General features: G+C 72.9%; 15 protein-coding genes and 1 tRNA gene. 9 read left to right on the top strand and 7 right to left on the bottom strand.

Going from position 1 to position 15,667, the window contains the following annotated elements:
- Positions 1-5 precede the first annotated feature (5 nt).
- Positions 6-1,505 carry a peptide deformylase gene (locus tag Q2K16_RS21110; RefSeq protein WP_302739550.1) on the bottom strand — a complete coding sequence of 500 codons (1,500 nt, stop codon included), beginning with the start codon at positions 1,503-1,505 and terminating at the stop codon, positions 6-8.
- Between the two features lie 341 nt (positions 1,506-1,846).
- Here Q2K16_RS21110 and Q2K16_RS21105 point away from each other — a divergent pair, with 341 nt between their 5' ends.
- On the top strand, positions 1,847-2,638 hold the full coding sequence (locus tag Q2K16_RS21105) for a hypothetical protein (RefSeq protein ID WP_489671794.1): 792 nt from the start codon (positions 1,847-1,849) through the stop codon (positions 2,636-2,638).
- A gap of 18 nt (positions 2,639-2,656) precedes the next feature.
- Here Q2K16_RS21105 and Q2K16_RS21100 read toward each other — a convergent pair whose 3' ends face one another.
- A complete protein-coding gene (locus tag Q2K16_RS21100; RefSeq protein WP_302746567.1) occupies positions 2,657-4,375 on the bottom strand; it encodes a DUF6311 domain-containing protein in 1,719 nt (572 codons plus the stop codon).
- 388 nt (positions 4,376-4,763) lie between these two features.
- Between Q2K16_RS21100 and Q2K16_RS21095 the strand changes: the two genes are divergently transcribed.
- Positions 4,764-5,474: a class I SAM-dependent methyltransferase gene (locus Q2K16_RS21095; protein WP_302739549.1), complete on the top strand. Its 711-nt coding sequence runs from the start codon at positions 4,764-4,766 to the stop codon at positions 5,472-5,474.
- 51 nt (positions 5,475-5,525) lie between these two features.
- Here Q2K16_RS21095 and Q2K16_RS21090 read toward each other — a convergent pair whose 3' ends face one another.
- Positions 5,526-6,059 (bottom strand): YbhB/YbcL family Raf kinase inhibitor-like protein, encoded by a 534-nt coding sequence (locus Q2K16_RS21090; protein ID WP_302739547.1) that lies wholly within the window; start codon positions 6,057-6,059, stop codon positions 5,526-5,528.
- 132 nt (positions 6,060-6,191) lie between these two features.
- On the opposite strand from Q2K16_RS21090, the gene Q2K16_RS21085 reads away from it, so the two are divergent.
- From Q2K16_RS21085 to Q2K16_RS21075, 3 genes are read left to right on the top strand one after another with little or no spacing between them, the layout of a single operon-like run.
- Positions 6,192-6,572: a nuclear transport factor 2 family protein gene (locus Q2K16_RS21085; RefSeq protein WP_302739546.1), complete on the top strand. Its 381-nt coding sequence runs from the start codon at positions 6,192-6,194 to the stop codon at positions 6,570-6,572.
- A gap of 47 nt (positions 6,573-6,619) precedes the next feature.
- A complete protein-coding gene (locus Q2K16_RS21080) occupies positions 6,620-6,856 on the top strand; it encodes a GntR family transcriptional regulator (protein WP_368052574.1) in 237 nt (78 codons plus the stop codon).
- A 56-nt stretch (positions 6,857-6,912) separates the two neighbouring features.
- Complete coding sequence (locus Q2K16_RS21075; protein ID WP_302739544.1) at positions 6,913-8,334, top strand: ATP-binding protein; 1,422 nt, start codon at positions 6,913-6,915, stop codon at positions 8,332-8,334.
- A gap of 89 nt (positions 8,335-8,423) precedes the next feature.
- Here Q2K16_RS21075 and Q2K16_RS21070 read toward each other — a convergent pair.
- A tRNA-Ser gene (locus Q2K16_RS21070) sits at positions 8,424-8,510 on the bottom strand.
- A 295-nt stretch (positions 8,511-8,805) separates the two neighbouring features.
- On the opposite strand from Q2K16_RS21070, the gene Q2K16_RS21065 reads away from it, so the two are divergent.
- Complete coding sequence (locus tag Q2K16_RS21065; RefSeq protein ID WP_302739543.1) at positions 8,806-9,783, top strand: NAD(P)H-quinone oxidoreductase; 978 nt, start codon at positions 8,806-8,808, stop codon at positions 9,781-9,783.
- A 31-nt stretch (positions 9,784-9,814) separates the two neighbouring features.
- Here Q2K16_RS21065 and soxR read toward each other — a convergent pair whose 3' ends face one another.
- Positions 9,815-10,273 (bottom strand): redox-sensitive transcriptional activator SoxR, encoded by a 459-nt coding sequence (gene soxR, locus Q2K16_RS21060; RefSeq protein WP_302746565.1) that lies wholly within the window; start codon positions 10,271-10,273, stop codon positions 9,815-9,817.
- 45 nt (positions 10,274-10,318) lie between these two features.
- Here soxR and Q2K16_RS21055 point away from each other — a divergent pair, with 45 nt between their 5' ends.
- Both Q2K16_RS21055 and Q2K16_RS21050 read left to right on the top strand, forming a co-directional pair.
- Positions 10,319-11,056 (top strand): transketolase, encoded by a 738-nt coding sequence (locus Q2K16_RS21055; RefSeq protein ID WP_302739542.1) that lies wholly within the window; start codon positions 10,319-10,321, stop codon positions 11,054-11,056.
- Positions 11,057-11,058: 2 nt separating this feature from the next.
- Positions 11,059-11,943 carry a transketolase family protein gene (locus tag Q2K16_RS21050; protein WP_302746564.1) on the top strand — a complete coding sequence of 295 codons (885 nt, stop codon included), beginning with the start codon at positions 11,059-11,061 and terminating at the stop codon, positions 11,941-11,943.
- A gap of 25 nt (positions 11,944-11,968) precedes the next feature.
- On the opposite strand, the gene Q2K16_RS21045 is transcribed toward Q2K16_RS21050, so the two are convergent.
- Positions 11,969-12,673 carry a glycosyltransferase family 2 protein gene (locus Q2K16_RS21045; RefSeq protein ID WP_302739541.1) on the bottom strand — a complete coding sequence of 235 codons (705 nt, stop codon included), beginning with the start codon at positions 12,671-12,673 and terminating at the stop codon, positions 11,969-11,971.
- Positions 12,674-12,828: 155 nt separating this feature from the next.
- On the opposite strand from Q2K16_RS21045, the gene Q2K16_RS21040 reads away from it, so the two are divergent.
- Positions 12,829-15,003, top strand: a complete 2,175-nt coding sequence (locus Q2K16_RS21040; protein ID WP_302739540.1) for a hypothetical protein — start codon at positions 12,829-12,831, stop codon at positions 15,001-15,003.
- A 64-nt stretch (positions 15,004-15,067) separates the two neighbouring features.
- Here the strand turns inward: Q2K16_RS21040 and Q2K16_RS21035 are convergent, their stop codons facing one another.
- On the bottom strand, positions 15,068-15,661 hold the full coding sequence (locus Q2K16_RS21035) for a hypothetical protein (protein WP_302739539.1): 594 nt from the start codon (positions 15,659-15,661) through the stop codon (positions 15,068-15,070).
- Positions 15,662-15,667: the final 6 nt, after the last annotated feature.

The raw sequence follows: 15,667 nt of genomic DNA, 5'->3' as shown, positions 1-15,667 counted from the left end.
GGGGTTCAGACGTTGCTCTCGCGGTACTCCTCGACGGGGACCAGCGGCACGCCGGGGGCCATCCGGTCGGTCCAGGCCCGGCCGTCGAGATGGTCGATCTCGTGGGCCACCAAGCGGGCCATCCCGTACGCGAACGAGGTGATCATCCGGCTGCCGTCGGCGCGGGCGTGTTCGACCTCGATGCGCAGCGGCCGGGCCACCAGGCCACGGTGCTCGGCGGCGGCGAGGCAGCCTTCGTACTGTTCGACGGTTTCCGGGCTCTCCCCGACGATCCGGGGGTTGACCAGGACGACCGGCGGGGCGGACCGGTCGGCGGGGCGGACCACGGCGACGGCGACGTCCAGGCCGAGCTGCGGCGCGGCGAGACCCGTGCCGGCGCTGAACGGGTGCATCTCCTCGGCCCGGGTCAGCAGGTCGGTGAGCCGGTCGGCCACCTCGCGGGCGGCGGCGGCCTCCCGGGGCAGGTGCAGGGGGCGGGCGGGTCGGCCGGGCGGGGTGGCGTCGGGTGGCAGCACGCCGAGGGCGCGCATCCGGTCGGCCGGGCGCGTCGGCTCGGGGGGCGTCTCGACGGCTTCCTGCCGGAACCGCCACTGGAGGCGGAAGCGGGTGTTGAGCGGCGGGTCGTCGGTGGACCAGTCGAAGACCACCCGGTCACCCCGGTCGTGGCGGCGTACGGGGGTGCGCAGCGGCCCCTCGTCGGCGGAGAGGGAGGTCTCCACCCCCCACACCCGGGGGTCGAGGGCCGCCGGGAGGTCCAGTCGTACGGCGAGGTGCCGGGTGGGCAGGCGGACGGCCCGCTGGAACCAGGGGCCCCACTTGACCCGGCCGACCCGGTAGGCGTACTCGACCTCGGCGCGTTCGCCTGGGTGCAGCGGGAACCGCCCCTCGGCGTTCTCGAAGAGCAGCCAGATCTCCTTGTACGCGTCCCGGTCGTGGCGGACCCGCCAGTGCATCGGTTCGCGGGCGCCGTCGTCGTGGTGGACGGCCCGGAAGCACAGCTCGGCGAAGGTGAGCGGGTGTTCGCGGTGGTGCCGGTTGGAGCGTCCGGGGTCGTCGGGCCACCTGTCGACGGCGACCCGGACGAGGTACCGGGTGACCGGTTCGGTGCCGGCGTTGTGCAGCCGACGGCGGATCACGCACCGGTAGGTGCCGTCGACCAGGGTGAGGGTGGCGGTCTCCCGTTCGACGACGAGTCCGGTGCCCGGGGGGAGCCACCGGCCCGGGGGTGCGGGCTCGCGGGGGCCGGGGGTGGCCCGGGTCTGGCGGAGCTGGTCGTACTCGCGGAACCGCTGCCAGATGACGCCGCCGGCGTCGAGGACGGCCTCGGCACGGCGGGCGAAGTCCTCGGTGGGCCGGTGTCGCCGCCCCTCGACGTGGCTCACGTACGACGGGTCGAAGCCCATCATCGTGGCGAGCTGTTTCTTGGTCAGCCCTCGCCCCGTCCGGTGCCGGGCGAGTTCCGCCGCGAACGAATCGGCGGCCCGCTCCAGGGGAGAGGTCGTCATCAGCTTCCTCACGCAGCGCAGCCGGGATGACAAGTCTTCACGTTCTTTCCGCCACCCTGTACCGAACTGGCACGTTGTCGACATATGCCTTGACATCGCCCGCGTTTCCCCCGCGTTCGGCCGGGTAGGAGCCGAACCGGGCCGATCCGCACCGACGGGACGGACATGGTGACCCCGGCCTCCCGATCCGCCTCCGGAGAGACTTCCCCCGGAGCCCCAGGCATGGTTAGGCTAGCCTTAGCTTCGCGGACGAAGTTTCACGGACGACCCCTCCGGCACCGGAGTGGCCGAGGAGACCGCCACCAGCCGTGGCGGGCCGAGCGGGACGGGAGGGGGTCCGGATGACGGCGGTGCTGCCCGGTCAGGATCTCGCCGGCCGACTCGCCCCGGTCACCGCCACCCTGCGCGCCATGTTCGGCACCGACGCGCTGCCCGGCCTCGCGCCCGGCCTGGTGGTCACCGACGACATCGGCTGGAGCCCGGCCACCACCCTCGTCGACGGCACCCGGATGCCCGATTTCCTGCGCGCCGCCGCCCGCCGCTGGGGCGGCACCCCGCACGCCTGCGCCGCGCTGGCCTGGAAGTCCTACAGCTACTGGACGGCGCTGCCGGTGGTGCTCGGCTGGGCCTCGGCCCGCCGGGTGCCGCTGCTCGACCCGGCCGACGTGCTGATCCACTTCGAGGACCACCGGCAACTGCTCACCATGGGCCTGCGCCGCTCGACGAGCGTCGCGGTGCTGCCCGGTGACCCGCTCGCCCTCACCGGCCAGCCCGGCGTCCGGGTCGCCGCCGACGAGGCCGAGCTGCTCGGTCTCCTGCGCGCCTCGCTGCTCGACGCCCACCTCGCCCCGATGGTCACCGCGATCCAGGCGGAGGTACGGGTGGGTGCGCGTACCCTGCTCGGCTCGGTGGCCTCGGGGATCGCGCACGGTGTCCTGCGCGCGGCGGACGCCCTGCCCGGCCCGTCGGTGACCACCATCGACACCCTGCTCGGCACCCTCGGCCTGGCCGACCTGGTCGAGCTGGTGCCCGGCCGGGGCGGCGAGCCGTCCGTGCAGCGGCGCACCTGCTGCCTGGCGTTCACCCTGCCCAGCCCGAAGGTCTGCCAGGGCTGCTGCGTCCGCACGGCCTGACCCGGCGGCCCGGTGGGCTCACCCGGTGAGCGGCCGGACGTCCCACCGCCACACCCCGCCGGTCCGGACGGGGGTGATGCCGGTCAGCGCGGTCATCGCCTGACGCAACGCGTCGGCGTGCCGGTGCGGGCCGAGGATCACCACACCGGCCCGCCAGTAGCGCAGGTCGGTCACGGCGGCCCGCCGGTCGGCGGCGGTGATCGCCGGGATGGTGCCGGTGCGCGCGATCCCGCCGAAGAAGTTGCTGGTCCGGCGGTAGGGGGCGGTGAACAGGGCGGCGTCCGGTTCGGGCGACCACGGCCGGGTGTCGGGGGCCAGGAAGTAGCCTCGGGCCAGCGGCATCTCCAGCCCGGTCCGGGCCGACCAGCGCAGCGGGTCGGCGTAGGTGTTGTCGGGCAACGGCAGGGTCACCACGCTGCGCCCTCCCGCCACGTACGGCCGCCAGCCGCCGGCGGTGACGAACTGCGGCACCGGGTCGAGCCGGGTCGCCGGCAGCGGGGTCGGCAGCAGCGGCACCAGGGCCATCAGCAGGACGGTCACCGTGGCGAAACGGATCTGCCGGCGGGCGGCCGGATGCCGGCGGACGAGGTCGCGGGCCCGCTGGGTGCCGAGAGCCAGCAGCACCCCGACGATCGGGGTGATCGCCAGCGACCAGCGGGTGGGCACCACGGAGTGCAGCAGCGGCAGTTCCTCCAGCAGCGCCCAGGGGGCGGGGACGCCGGTGTTGCGCCCGTTGAGCTGCACCTCCCGACCCAGGGACAGGACGGCGAAGAGCAGACCGAGGACGGCCAGGCCGACCACCAGGGCGCTGCGCCGCAGCCACCAGACCAGGGCGACCGTGAGCACCGCCAGCGGCCAACCGAAGAAGGCGTTCTCCTCGGTGGGGTTGCGGGCCAGCGGGTCGGCGGAGCGGGCGTCCCCGGCCAGCGACTCCCGCGACCAGCCGACGAACGCGCCGAGGTCGGTGCGGTAGCCCCGGATCAGCCGGGACAGCCCGTGGTAGGAGCCCGGCCCGAACAGCTGCACGTACAGCGGGTAGGCGAGCAGCACGACGGACAGCAGCGCGGCCACGCCGAGCCCGGCGAGGAACGGTCGGGTCGCCGCGCGCAGCGGCGGTCGGCCGATGGCGAGGGCGCCGGTCACCACGGCCAGGCCGATCGCCGTCATCAGCAGGATCTCCAGGTTGAGGAAGGCCTGCCAGACGATCAGCAGACCGAGCAGGAGTCCGTTGCGCAGCCACCGGCCCGGCTCGGCCAGCCGCAGGGTGCGCCAGATGATCAGCGGGACGACGAACTGGGAGACGATGTTCGGGTGGGCGTTGGCGTGCGACACCATCGCGGGGGCGTACGCGCAGAAGGCCGCGCCGAGCCAGGCCGGCCCCCGGGAGCGGGTGACCACCCGGGAGAGGAAGAAGTACCAGGCGGTGCCGGTGGCCGCCATTCCCAGGGTGAGAAAGACAAGAAATGACCAGTGCGGCCCGAAGAGGACAGTGACCGGGGTCATCGGGATTGAGACGGATAATACCGAGGTATTCGCCATCAGGTTGACGCCGTCGGGCACGTTCATCCGGTCCGAAGCGAACGGATAGCTCCATTCCGTGACCACGCGTGCGCCGTGCGCCATCATCCATTCGAACTGCGCCTGGTCCGACCGGTTGTCGCGCACCCCGGCCGCCGGGTCACGCCAGAACCGGGCGGTCACCCAGAACGCCAGCAGGAGGTAGCCGACCACGGCCAGCGCGTCCCACCGCCACCCGGCGGCTGACGGACCGGCCGGCGCCGACGGCCCGGCACGCGGTGAACGGCCTGCCGGGAGCACCCGCCGCAAGCGCCGCCGGAGGACCCGTCGGGCCGGCGTCGAGCGGGCGTCCCCGACGTCGGATCGACCGGTCCCGCGCTCCGATTCGGGAGTAGTCATAACGATTCAGAGCGTAGTTGGCCTATGGCGGTCACGTGACATGTTTCGGGTACTGCCGTACTATGTGCCGGGTTCGCCGACCGCCGATCACGTGCCCTCCCCCGACCACATTTCGGCCCTCACAGTGCCCTGTTTCCTCCGCCCCTGACGCGGATGATTCACTCTGTCGGTCCAGGCGCGGGTCAGTCATATCGTGAGGAATCGACGCATGGCAGAAATCCTTGGGGACCAGCGCGTCCAGGCAGAGGTGCTGGAGGGCCTGGCCACCGCGGTCAACCACCGTCGGTGGTTCGTCGAACTGGCGGTGCCCCACCTCGGTGACGACCCGATCGAGATCGGCAGCGGCCTGGGCGACTACGCCCTGGAGTGGGCCCGGCACGTGCCCCGGTTCACCGCCACCGAGGCCGACCCGGACCGGCTGATCCTGCTCAAGGAGCGGCTGGTCGACGAGCCGACCATCGAGGTCCGCGAGATGCTGCTGCCACACCCGGGCGGCGGCGACTACAGCGCGGCCGTCTCGTACAACGTGCTGGAACACATCGAGGACCACGTGGGCGCGCTGCGCAGCATGCGCGACCTCGTCCGGCCCGGCGGCGCGGTGATCATCATCGTGCCGGCGTTCCAGTTCGCGATGGGCCCCGCCGACATCGCCACCGGCCACGTGCGCCGCTACACCAAGAAGACCCTCGGCGACGCGATGACCGCGGCCGGGCTGCGGGTCGAGACGATGCACTACGCCAACGCCCTCGGCCTGCTCGGCTACTTCATGGCCACCAAGGTCTTCCGACTGATGCCGAAGGAGGGCCCGATGGTCAAGGTGTACGACACCCTCGTCCTGCCCGCCACCAAGGCCGCCGAGCAGCTCGTCCGGCCGCCGTTCGGCCAGTCCGTCTTCGCCGTCGCCCGGGTGCCCGGCTGATCGGACCGCGCGCCCGCCGGTCCCGCGTGCACGGGACCGGCGGGCCACCTGTCACTCCTTGATCTGGTACGTCGGCCGGATGACCGCCCGCGCCAGGGTGTGGAACGCCAGGTTGAAACCGACGTACGCGGGGCTGGCGTCCGGCCCGACGCCGAGCGTGTCGACGTCGACCGCGTGCACCGCGAAGACGTACCGGTGCGGGCGGTCACCAGGCGGCGGGGCCGCGCCACCGTAGCCGGTGTCGCCGTAGTCGTTGCGGACGCTGAACGCGCCGCCCAGGTCCGCCTCCCGTACGCCGGTCGGCAGGCTGGTCGTCGAGGCGGGCACGTCGACCAGCACCCAGTGCCAGAAGCCGCTGCCGGTCGGGGCGTCCGGGTCGAAGCAGGTCACCACGAAACTCTTCGTCCCGGCCGGGAAGCCCGACCAGGACAGGTGCGGGGAGACGTTCTCGCCACCGGTGCTGCCGTGCGCGTACCGGGCGTCCATCGGCTCGCCGTTGTGCACGTCGTCGCTGGTCAGGTCGAACGACGAGACGGTAGGCAGCAGTTCGTACGGGTCCGGGGCGATCGGTCGTTCCAGGGTCATCGGGAAGGTCCTTCCGGTGTACGCGATGTTCTCCGCCCTTCTTACCCCGCCGGACCCGGACGACGAACCGGAAGCACCGCGCACCGTCGGGCCGCCAGAATGAGGGGACACGGCGGACGACCGGGAGGGCACATGCAGGACACCGAACGTGAGGCGGAACTGTTGGAGGCGGAGCGCCGCCTCCAGGCCGCCCAGCGGGCCGGCGACGTGGCCGCGCTCGACGCCCTGCTCGACGACCGTCTGATCGCCGTCGGGCCGGACGGTCGTACCTTCGGCAAGTCCGACGACCTGGCCGCCCACCGCAGCGGCACCTCGGTGCTCGACGAGCTGGTGGAGGAGGAACTGGAGCTGGTCGTGGCCGGTACGACCGGGGTGACGTTCTTCCGGGGGCGGGTCAGCGGCACCCTCGCGGGCGAGCCGTTCGCGGCGCGGTTGCGCTACACCCGGACCTGGGCCTACGACGACGGGTACGGCTGGCGCATCCTCGCCGCCCACCTCAGCCCCGCCCCCTGACCAGTTTTCCGGGCTGCCTGCCGGACGCCACAGGGTAGCTCGCCTGCCTGATCATCAAGCGCATCGAGTCGGGAGCGCTGCGGCCGCTCAAGCCGCTACCGGGCGAGCTTCGGCTACAGCAGGAAACATGGGTGGCGCGCGGCACGGTCCGCGCGGCGATCACCCTGCTATGGGAGCGCGGGCTTCATGGCCATCCCCCACGCGGCCCTGAGTCGCCGAGCACCGTACGAAGGCACAGGCACCGGCCAGAGCCGAACACGCCAAATGTAACCCGACAAGCTTGAAATGTAACTCACCCGCAGTTACATTTCGCGCCAAGACCGAGGACCTGGCCGACCTGGTGAAGACGCTGCGCGCATCGGGCGGAGACACGACCAATGTCGAGGTGAAGGCCGCCGCAGGCGGACTTCCTGCATCGCTGACCTCCTCGTTGAGCGCCTTGGCCAACCTTCCCGGTGGTGGGACGATCATCCTGGGCCTGGACGAACGTACCGGCTTCCGCCCGGTGCCACTCGCTGATCCACAGATCCTCAAGCAGGGCCTCGCCACGAAGGCACGCGCGCACACGCCCCCGGTGCGCCTGTCCGTCGATGATGGCGTCGTCGACGGGAAACCGGTGATCGTCGCCCGGGTCCACGAATGTGACCCCTCGGCTAAACCGTGTCGAGTCACCGCCACGGGTACCGCCTATCTTCGCGGCTACGACGGCGACTTTCCGCTGTCCGACCTGGAGACGCAAGGCTTCCTCACCGCTCGGCGACCACCACTGTTCGATCGCCAGCCCGTTGACGGTGCCAGCTTCGATGACCTCGATCCGGACCTGGTCGCCTCCTACCTGGCGACGGTACGAGAGCGGGACGCCACCGGGCTGGGACGCTTCACCGACGACGCCGAGTTGTTGCGTCGGGCTGGAGTCACCGTGAGCGGAGGTCGCCCCACCACGGCCGGCCTGCTCGCCCTCGGTGTCCATCCGCAGCAGTTCTTTCCCCGCTACGTCATTCAGGCTTCCGCCGAACCCCTGCCCCATGACCCACCCGGAGCGCGGGCCCGCAACCAGATCACGATCACCGGGCCCATTCCCCGCATGCTCGACACCGCCCTGGACTGGGCCCGCCGGACGTTCGACACGGTCATCGTCGCCAGCCCCGATGGCAGTGTCACTGATCGACCCACCTACCCCCTGGTCGCGTTTCGCGAGATCATCGCCAACGCTCTCATCCACCGCGACCTCGACCACTGGTCACAGGCCTTCGCCATCGAGGTACGGCTACGCCGCGACCGTCTCGTCATCACCAACCCGGGTGGCCTGTACGGCATCACTGTCGATCGCCTCGGCCACGACGCCGTCACATCCGCCCGCAACGGGCTCCTCGTGGCCATCTGCCAACACGTCCGGTCGGCCGCCACCGGCGGCCGGGTCATCGAGGCCCTCGCCAGCGGCATCCCCACGATTGCTCACGAGCTGTCAGACCATGCCCTGCCACCGGCGAAGTACATCGACTCCAATATCAGATTCAGCGTGCTGCTCCGTGGCCCCGCAGTCAACTCCACGAGCCCGGCCCTCAACGCCACCGAGCTACGCGTCTATGACGCGCTCGGACCCGCACCGAGGACCGTTGCCCAACTGGAGGCAATCCTCGACCTGACCGGGCCCAACATTCGCAAGGCCCTCCGAAGCCTGCGCAACCGTGGTCTCGTGCACCAGGACGGCGGCAGAGGCCGTACCACCACGTATCGGCACAGTCTCACTCCACGCGGCTGATACCCATGCCACCGTGGCTGCGGTTGCTTGCAGGCAACGCCCCTGCCGGCGTCCGCACTGGTCAGGGGGCGTCGCTGCGGCTCTGGAAGCGGAGGGTGTGGGATTCGAACCCACGAAGACATCGCTGCCTTACCGGTTTTCAAGACCAGCGCCATCGGCCACTAGGCGAACCCTCCCGAACCGCCACCCGGGGGTACGCGGCCCGTGCCTAGTCTGCCACGAACCGCGTCCGGACGAGCCGCCCCATCGCCGTCGGGCGCGGTTCGGCGTACCGGAAAGGGGTCCTTGATCCCTGGCATGACCAGCGTGACCTCACCCGGACGGTCCACTGTGGCCGAAATTCCGGCCGTCGTGGGCGAGCGGTGGACCGCCCGGGGCGACGGCCGGTGGATATTGCCGGCCGGACCTGCCCGCATGGCGCTTGTCGTCGGGTGGGCGTGGTTCGCGGCCCGGATCGGGTAAGACTGGGCCATGCACGCGATCACGATCCCGGAACCCGGTGGACCCGACGCGCTCGTCTGGGCGGAGGTGCCCGACCCGGAGCCCGGTGCGGGTGAGGTGGTCGTCGAGGTGACCGCCAGCGCGGTGAACCGGGCCGACCTGCTCCAGCGGCAGGGGCAGTATCCGCCGCCGCCGGGCGTGCCGGCGTACCCCGGGCTGGAGTGTTCGGGGGTGGTCGGCGCGCTCGGCGCGGGGGTGACCGGGTGGGCGGTGGGTCAGCCGGTGTGCGCGCTGCTGGCCGGCGGCGGGTACGCCGAGCGGGTGGCCGTGCCGGCCGGGCAGTTGCTGCCGGTGCCGGCCGGTGTCGACCCGGTCGACGCCGCCGCGCTGCCCGAGGTGGCCTGTACGGTCTGGTCGAACCTGGTCCGGGTGGCCTACCTGGGCCGGGGGGAGACGCTGCTGGTGCACGGCGGTGGCAGCGGGATCGGCACGTTCGCGGTGCAGTTCGGCGCGGCGCTGGGCGCGACTGTGGTGGCGACCGCCCGGTCGGCCAAGCACGACAGGTTGCGGGAGCTGGGTGCCACGCACACCGTCGACTACCGCGAGCAGGATTTCGTGGCGGAGGTCCGGCGGGTCACCGACGGGCGGGGTGCGGACGTGATCCTCGACATCATGGGCGCGTCCTACCTGGGCCGGAACGTGGCGGCGCTGGCCGACGGCGGCCGGCTGGTGGTGATCGGCATGCAGGGCGGCCGGAAGGCCGAGCTGGACCTGGGGGCGCTGCTGGCGAAGCGGGCCTCGGTGGCGGCGACCGCGCTGCGGTCGCGCCCGCTGGCCGACAAGGCGGACATCGTCCGGGGCGTGCGGGAGCAGGTGTGGCCGCTGGTGGAGGCGGGCGACATCCGGCCGATCGTGGACCGGCGGCTGCCGATGCGTGACGCGGCGCAGGCGCACCGGCTGGTCGAGTCGAGCGACCACGTGGGCAAGGTGCTGCTCACCACCGGGTGACGATCGGCCGGGCCACACCGGGCGCGGGCACTCAGGGCGGCGGCGGGCCGTCCCGGCGGGGCAGCACCAGGCGGGCGCCGGGGCCCTCGCCGGCCAGCGTGTCGCCCGGGTTGTAGAGGGTGCAGCGCTGCAACGACAGGCAGCCGCAGCCGATGCAGCCGTCGAGGTCGTCGCGGAGCTTGCCGAGCAGCTTGATCCGCTCGTCGAGCCGTTCCCGCCAGGTGCGGGAGAGGGCGGCCCAGTCGTCGGGGCTGGGGGCACGGGACGAGGGCAGCGAGTCCAGCGCGGCACGGATCTCGTCCAGCGAGATGCCTACCTGCTGGGAGATCCGGATGAACGCCACCCGGCGCAGTTCGGTGCGGGCGTAGCGGCGCTGGTTGCCGCCGGTGCGTTCGGCGTGGATCAGCCCGAGGCGTTCGTAGTAGCGCAGCGCCGACTGGGCCACCCCGCTGCGCGCGGAGAGCTGGCCGATGGTGAGTGACTCGTGCATCACTGCCCTTGAGTTGAAGTTAACTTCAAGTAGCACGCTAGGCACATGACCACACCGACCGCAACCCGCCCGGCGGGCCGCGTCCTGCCCGCCCCCGTCGTCGGGCCGCTGGAACGTATCCGCGCCGGCGGCACCTACGACGCCAACGTGTACTCCACCGTCGACGTGCACTGGGTGCTCTACGACCGGGTCCTGCGGGTCACCCCGGCCACCGTCGACGACCCGGACCGGGACCGTTTCCTGCTCTCCAAGGGGCACGCCGTGGCGGGCTACTACGCCGTACTCGCCGCCAAGGGGTTCATCCCCGTCGACTGGCTCGACGACGCGGGCGGGCCGGACAGCCGCCTCGGCGGCCACCCCGACCGCACCCTCGTCCCCGGGGTCGAGATCGGCTCCGGCTCGCTCGGCCACGGACTCGGGCTGGGCGTCGGCACCGCGCTCGGCCTGCGCGCCCAGGGCCGCACCACCCCCCGGGTGTACGTCCTGCTCGGCGACGCCGAACTCGACGAGGGCTCCAACCACGAGGCGATCGCCTACGCCGGCGCGACCGGCCTGGCCGGGCTCACCGCGATCGTCGTCGACAACGCGTCGGCCAGTCACGGCTGGCCCGGCGGGGTGGCCAGCCGGTTCACCGTCAACGGCTGGACCGCCGCCACCGTCGACGGGCACGACCACGACGCCCTGCACGCCGCCCTCACCGGCCACGACGGCCACCGCCCCCACGTCGTCGTCGCGGTCGACACCCCGCCCGGCGACGCGACGACCCCGGGGAGCCGGTCATGACCATGCGGGACGCCTTCGTCGCCAGCGCCACCGGGTTCCTCGACGACCCCCGGACCACGATCGTGCTGGCCGACATCTCCGCCGACGCCTTCACCGAGGCGGGCCGCCGGTATCCGGACCGGGTGGTCAACGTGGGCATCCGGGAACAGTTGATGATCGGGGTGGCCGGTGGGCTCGCCCTGACCGGGCAGCGCCCGATCGTGCACAGCTACGCCCCGTTCCTCGTCGAGCGGGCGTACGAGCAGATCAAGCTGGACCTCGACCACCAGGGGGTCGGCGCGGTGCTGGTCAGCATCGGCGCGTCGTACGACCGGGCGAAGGCCGGACGGACCCACCTCGCCCCGGCCGACGTCGCCCTGATCGACACCCTCGACGGCTGGACCGTGCACGTGCCCGGCCACCCCGACGAGGTGCCCGACCTGCTCCGCGACGCGGTCTGCGGGCAGCACTCGACCTACCTGCGGCTGTCGCTGCGCAGCAACACGCGGGCGTACCCGAAGGCGGGTGGGTTGCAGGTGGTACGCGACGCCGGGCCGGACGCGGCGCTGCTGGTGGCGGTCGGTCCGGTGCTCGACGCCGCGCTCGCGGCGGTGGCCGGCCTGCCGGTGACGGTGGCCTACACGCACCGACCCCGGCCGTTCGACGTGACCGGGCTGCGGGCGCTTGCCGGAACCGAGGTGGTCGTGGTGGAGCCCTACCTGGCCGGCACCTCGACGCGGGTGGTGACCGAGGCGCTGGCCGACCGGCCGCACCGGGTGCTCGGCCTCGGCGTGGGTCGGGCGGAACTACGGCGCTACGGCACCGCCAAGGACCACGACCGGTGGCACGGCCTCGACCCGGCCGGGCTGCGCCGGGCGGTCGGCGGTTTCCTGACCCCGACGGGGTGACCGCGGGCGAACCGGGAGGGGCGGGTCAGCGGGGCGTGCGGTCGGGACGGCGACGGGTCCGCTCCCGGCCGAGGATGAAGATCGCCTCGACCCCGTCCCTCCAGGTGATCTTCTTGCCCTCCTCGCGCCCACGCGCCCGGTAGCTGATCGGCACCTCGTACGGGCGGATGCGCCGGCGCAGCAGCTTGCCGGTCACCTCCGCCTCCATCCCAAAACCCCGGGACCGGATGCCCAACGACCGGTACAGCTCGACAGGCATCAGCTTGAAACAGGTCTCCAGGTCGCCGATGTAGGAGTTGAACAGCACGTTCGCCGCCATCGTGACGCCCTTGTTGCCCATCACGTACCAGAAGCTGTAGGCGCTGTGGCTGCCGAAGGTGCGGTTGCCGTAGACCACCGTGGCCCGTCCGTCGAGCACCGGGGCGAGCAGCCGGGGGATGTCCTGCGGGTCGTACTCCAGGTCGGCGTCGAGGATGACCATGTACTCACCCTCGGCGCTGTCCACAGCCGTCTTGATCGCCGCGCCCTTGCCCGCGTTGCGGGGGTGGGTGATCACCCGCAGCCGCGAGTCGTCCGCCCGGCCGAGGATCTCCCCGGTGCCGTCCCGGCTGCCGTCGTCCACCACGACCAGCTCGATCTCGCAGGGATAATCGACAGCCAATGCCTGCTTGAGGGCATCCGCGATGCGTTCTTCCTCGTTGTAGACCGGCATGAGGATCGAGAGCTTCACGGGAATCTCCACGGTGGCGACAGTGAGTCGGGCATAGCCTAGCCTGGCAGGTCAGCCGCGCGAGGGTCGCCACCGCGGCGGCGGACGCCCGTCATCGGCGGCCACCGGACCGGCCGGTACCCGGTCATTGCGGGGAATGGTGTTTACTTCCGCCCATGTCGGCAGCCGGCTGGATGCTCGTGGCGGCCCCCGTCGCCGCGCTCGTGCTACTCACCGCCCTCCTGCGTCCCCGGGCCGCCGGGGTGGTCGCCCCGCACCGCCTCGGCGTGGTCCGGGCCGCCCTGCTGACAGGCGTCTTCGCCGTGCTGACCGTGGAGGTGCTGGGTGCCCTCGACGCGCTCACCCTGCCCGCCTTCGCCCTGGCCTGGCTGCTCTTCGTCGCCGGGGTCGCGGTGGCGGCCGGGCGGCGACGCGACACCGCCGAGCCCCGGGCCGCCACCGCGGGCAACCGGCGGGCGGTGCTGGTCGGCGCGACCGTGGGCGGCCCGACCGTCGGCGCGGCGTCCGGCCCGCAGCCGCCGGCCGACGCCCCGGCACCCCCGGCCACCGTCCGGGGCGGCGTCGCGGCGCTGCTGACCGGCTGGGCGGACCGGCTGACCCACGCCCGGCGTACGGCGACCCGGGGCGAACGGCTGCTCGCCGGCACGGTGCTCGCCGTGGTGCTGATCGAGCTGGTGGTGGCGCTGCTGGCCGAGCCGAACAACTTCGACTCGCAGACCTACCACCTGCCGAAGGTGGAGCACTGGGTGGCCCAGGGCAGCCTGGAGTTCTGGCCCACCGCCATCCACCGGCAGGTGACCATCCCGCCCGGGGCCGAATACCTGCTGCTGCACCTGCGCCTGTTCACCGGCGGGGACGCCCTGCACAACCTGGTGCAGTGGGCCGCCGGGATCGGTTGCCTGCTCGCGGCCACCCGGATCACCGCCCAGCTCGGCGGGGGCCGGCGGGCCCAGCTCGTCACCGCGTTCCTGCTCGCCACCACGCCGATGGTGGCCCTCCAGGCGACCAGCACCCAGACCGACCTGGTCGCCGCCGCCTGGGCCGCCTGCGCGGCCACCCTGGTGCTGGACGGGCTGCGCCGCCGGGCCGGCCTGACCGACGCGCTGGCGCTCGGCGCGGCCACCGGCCTGACCGCGCTGACCAAGACCAGCGGGCTGATCGCCGTCGGGCCGCTGCTGCTGCTCTGGGGCCTGGCGCAGCTCCGCCTGGCCCGCCGCCCCGCCGCGGGCGTCCCCGACCGGGCCGCACCGACCGGGGCCCGGCAGGTGGCCCGGACGGTGGGCGGCTCACTGCTGGTGCTGCTGGTCGCGGCGACGGTGGTGGGGCCGTTCCTGACCCGGGAGACCGCCGAGTTCGGTCACCCGCTGGGGCCGCCCCGGCTGCGGGAGTCCATCCCGATGGAACGGCACGACCCGGCCGCCGTGCTGGTCAACGCGCTGCGGATCGGACACACGGCGTTCGACACCCCGCTCGCACCGCTGCGCGCCGGCACCGCCTCGGCCATCATGGACGGCTCCCAGGCGGTCGGCGTCGACCCGCAGGACCGGGCCATCACGTTCGGCCGTGAGGTCTTCCCGGTGCCCGCCTGGTATCCCGACGAGGACCGGGTGGCCTTCCCGTTGGCCGGGGCGCTGGCGCTGGTCGGGGCGGTCGTCGCGCTGGCCCGGCCCCGCCGGGTCGTCCCCGTCCGGTCGGGGGCGCTGCGGGCGTACGCGGGGGTGGTGGTGGGCGCGGTGGTCCTGCACACCGCGATGATCAAGTGGCAGCCGTGGGGGAACCGGCTGCTGCTGTACGCGCTGGTGCTGGCCGTACCCCTGGCGGGGCTCTGGGTCGACGCGGTGCTGCGGCGGCGGGCCGGGGCGGGCCGCCGGTCGGTGGCCGCCGGGCTGGTGGTGACCGTGCTGGCCACCTCCGCGCTGGCCGGCGTGCTGGCCCTGTCCTATGGCTTCCCCCGCCGGCTGGTCGGCGCGGGTTCGGTCTTCACCACCGGCGAGTGGGACACCCGGTTCCTGCGCCGGCCGCAGTGGGCCGACGAGTTCCGCTGGGCCGCCTCGGCGGTACGCGCCAGCGACGCCCGGCGGATCGGCCTGGTGCAGCAGAACGACAACTGGGAGTACCCCTGGTGGTTGCTGCTGCGCGACGACGACGGCCGGCCGCCCGAGCTGGTGGCGTTGCAGTCGGTGCTGCCGGACCGGCCGCCGGCCGACCCCACCTCGGTCGACGCGATCGTCTGCACCGGCCCCCGTACGGAGTGCGCCCGGCTCGTCCCGGCGGGCTGGACGATCGAGTACCGCGACCACGTCGGCTACGCGCTGCCACCCAGCCGCTGAGCCACGGGGAACACCCGTCGGGGGCCGGCGTGGTCCACGCCGGCCCCGACCGGTCCCCCACGGGTCACTTCTGCTTGATCGGCACCACGATCAGCCGGGCGACACTGGCGTCCCCGTCCTTGGCCCCGGCCACGTTGACCTTGCTGCCCACCGTGACGTCGCTGGCCTTGACGGTGGTCCGCCGCTCGACCACCCGGAGCTGGTCGCCCAGCTTCCAGGTCAGGGTGAAGCCGTCGGTGGACTTCACCGTCGCCGAGTCCCCGTCGATCGCGGTCACCTCGCCGCGCTGCACGACGACGGTCTTCGTGCCGTCCTTGGTCTGCACCACCGCCTCGCCGTGCAGGCCGTTGCGGCCCAGCAGCACCCGGGCCTGCCGGCGCTGCCGCAGTTCCTTCGCCCGCTCGCCACGCTTGCCCTTGGCCCCGGCCTGCGGGGACGGGGTGGTCGACGCGGCGGGCGCGGCGAGCAGGTCCAACTCGACCGGGTCGAGGCCCAGCGCGGCCAGCGCCTGCCCCTCGACGCCCAGCGCGGCGGCCACGTCGACGGCGGCGGCCTTCGTGCCGTCCTGCGCGACCTGGGCCGTACCGCAGCCGGCGACGCCGAACGTGAGCGCCGCGAGCAGCGAGGTGGCGGCGACGGCGATTCCCCGATGTGCCATGACTGT

It is taken from the genome of Micromonospora cynarisoli (assembly GCF_030518815.1).
GTDB lineage: Bacteria > Actinomycetota > Actinomycetes > Mycobacteriales > Micromonosporaceae > Micromonospora > Micromonospora wenchangensis.
The sequence above is the reverse complement of the archived record's forward strand: the minus strand, read 5'-3'. Positions and strand labels throughout refer to the sequence as shown.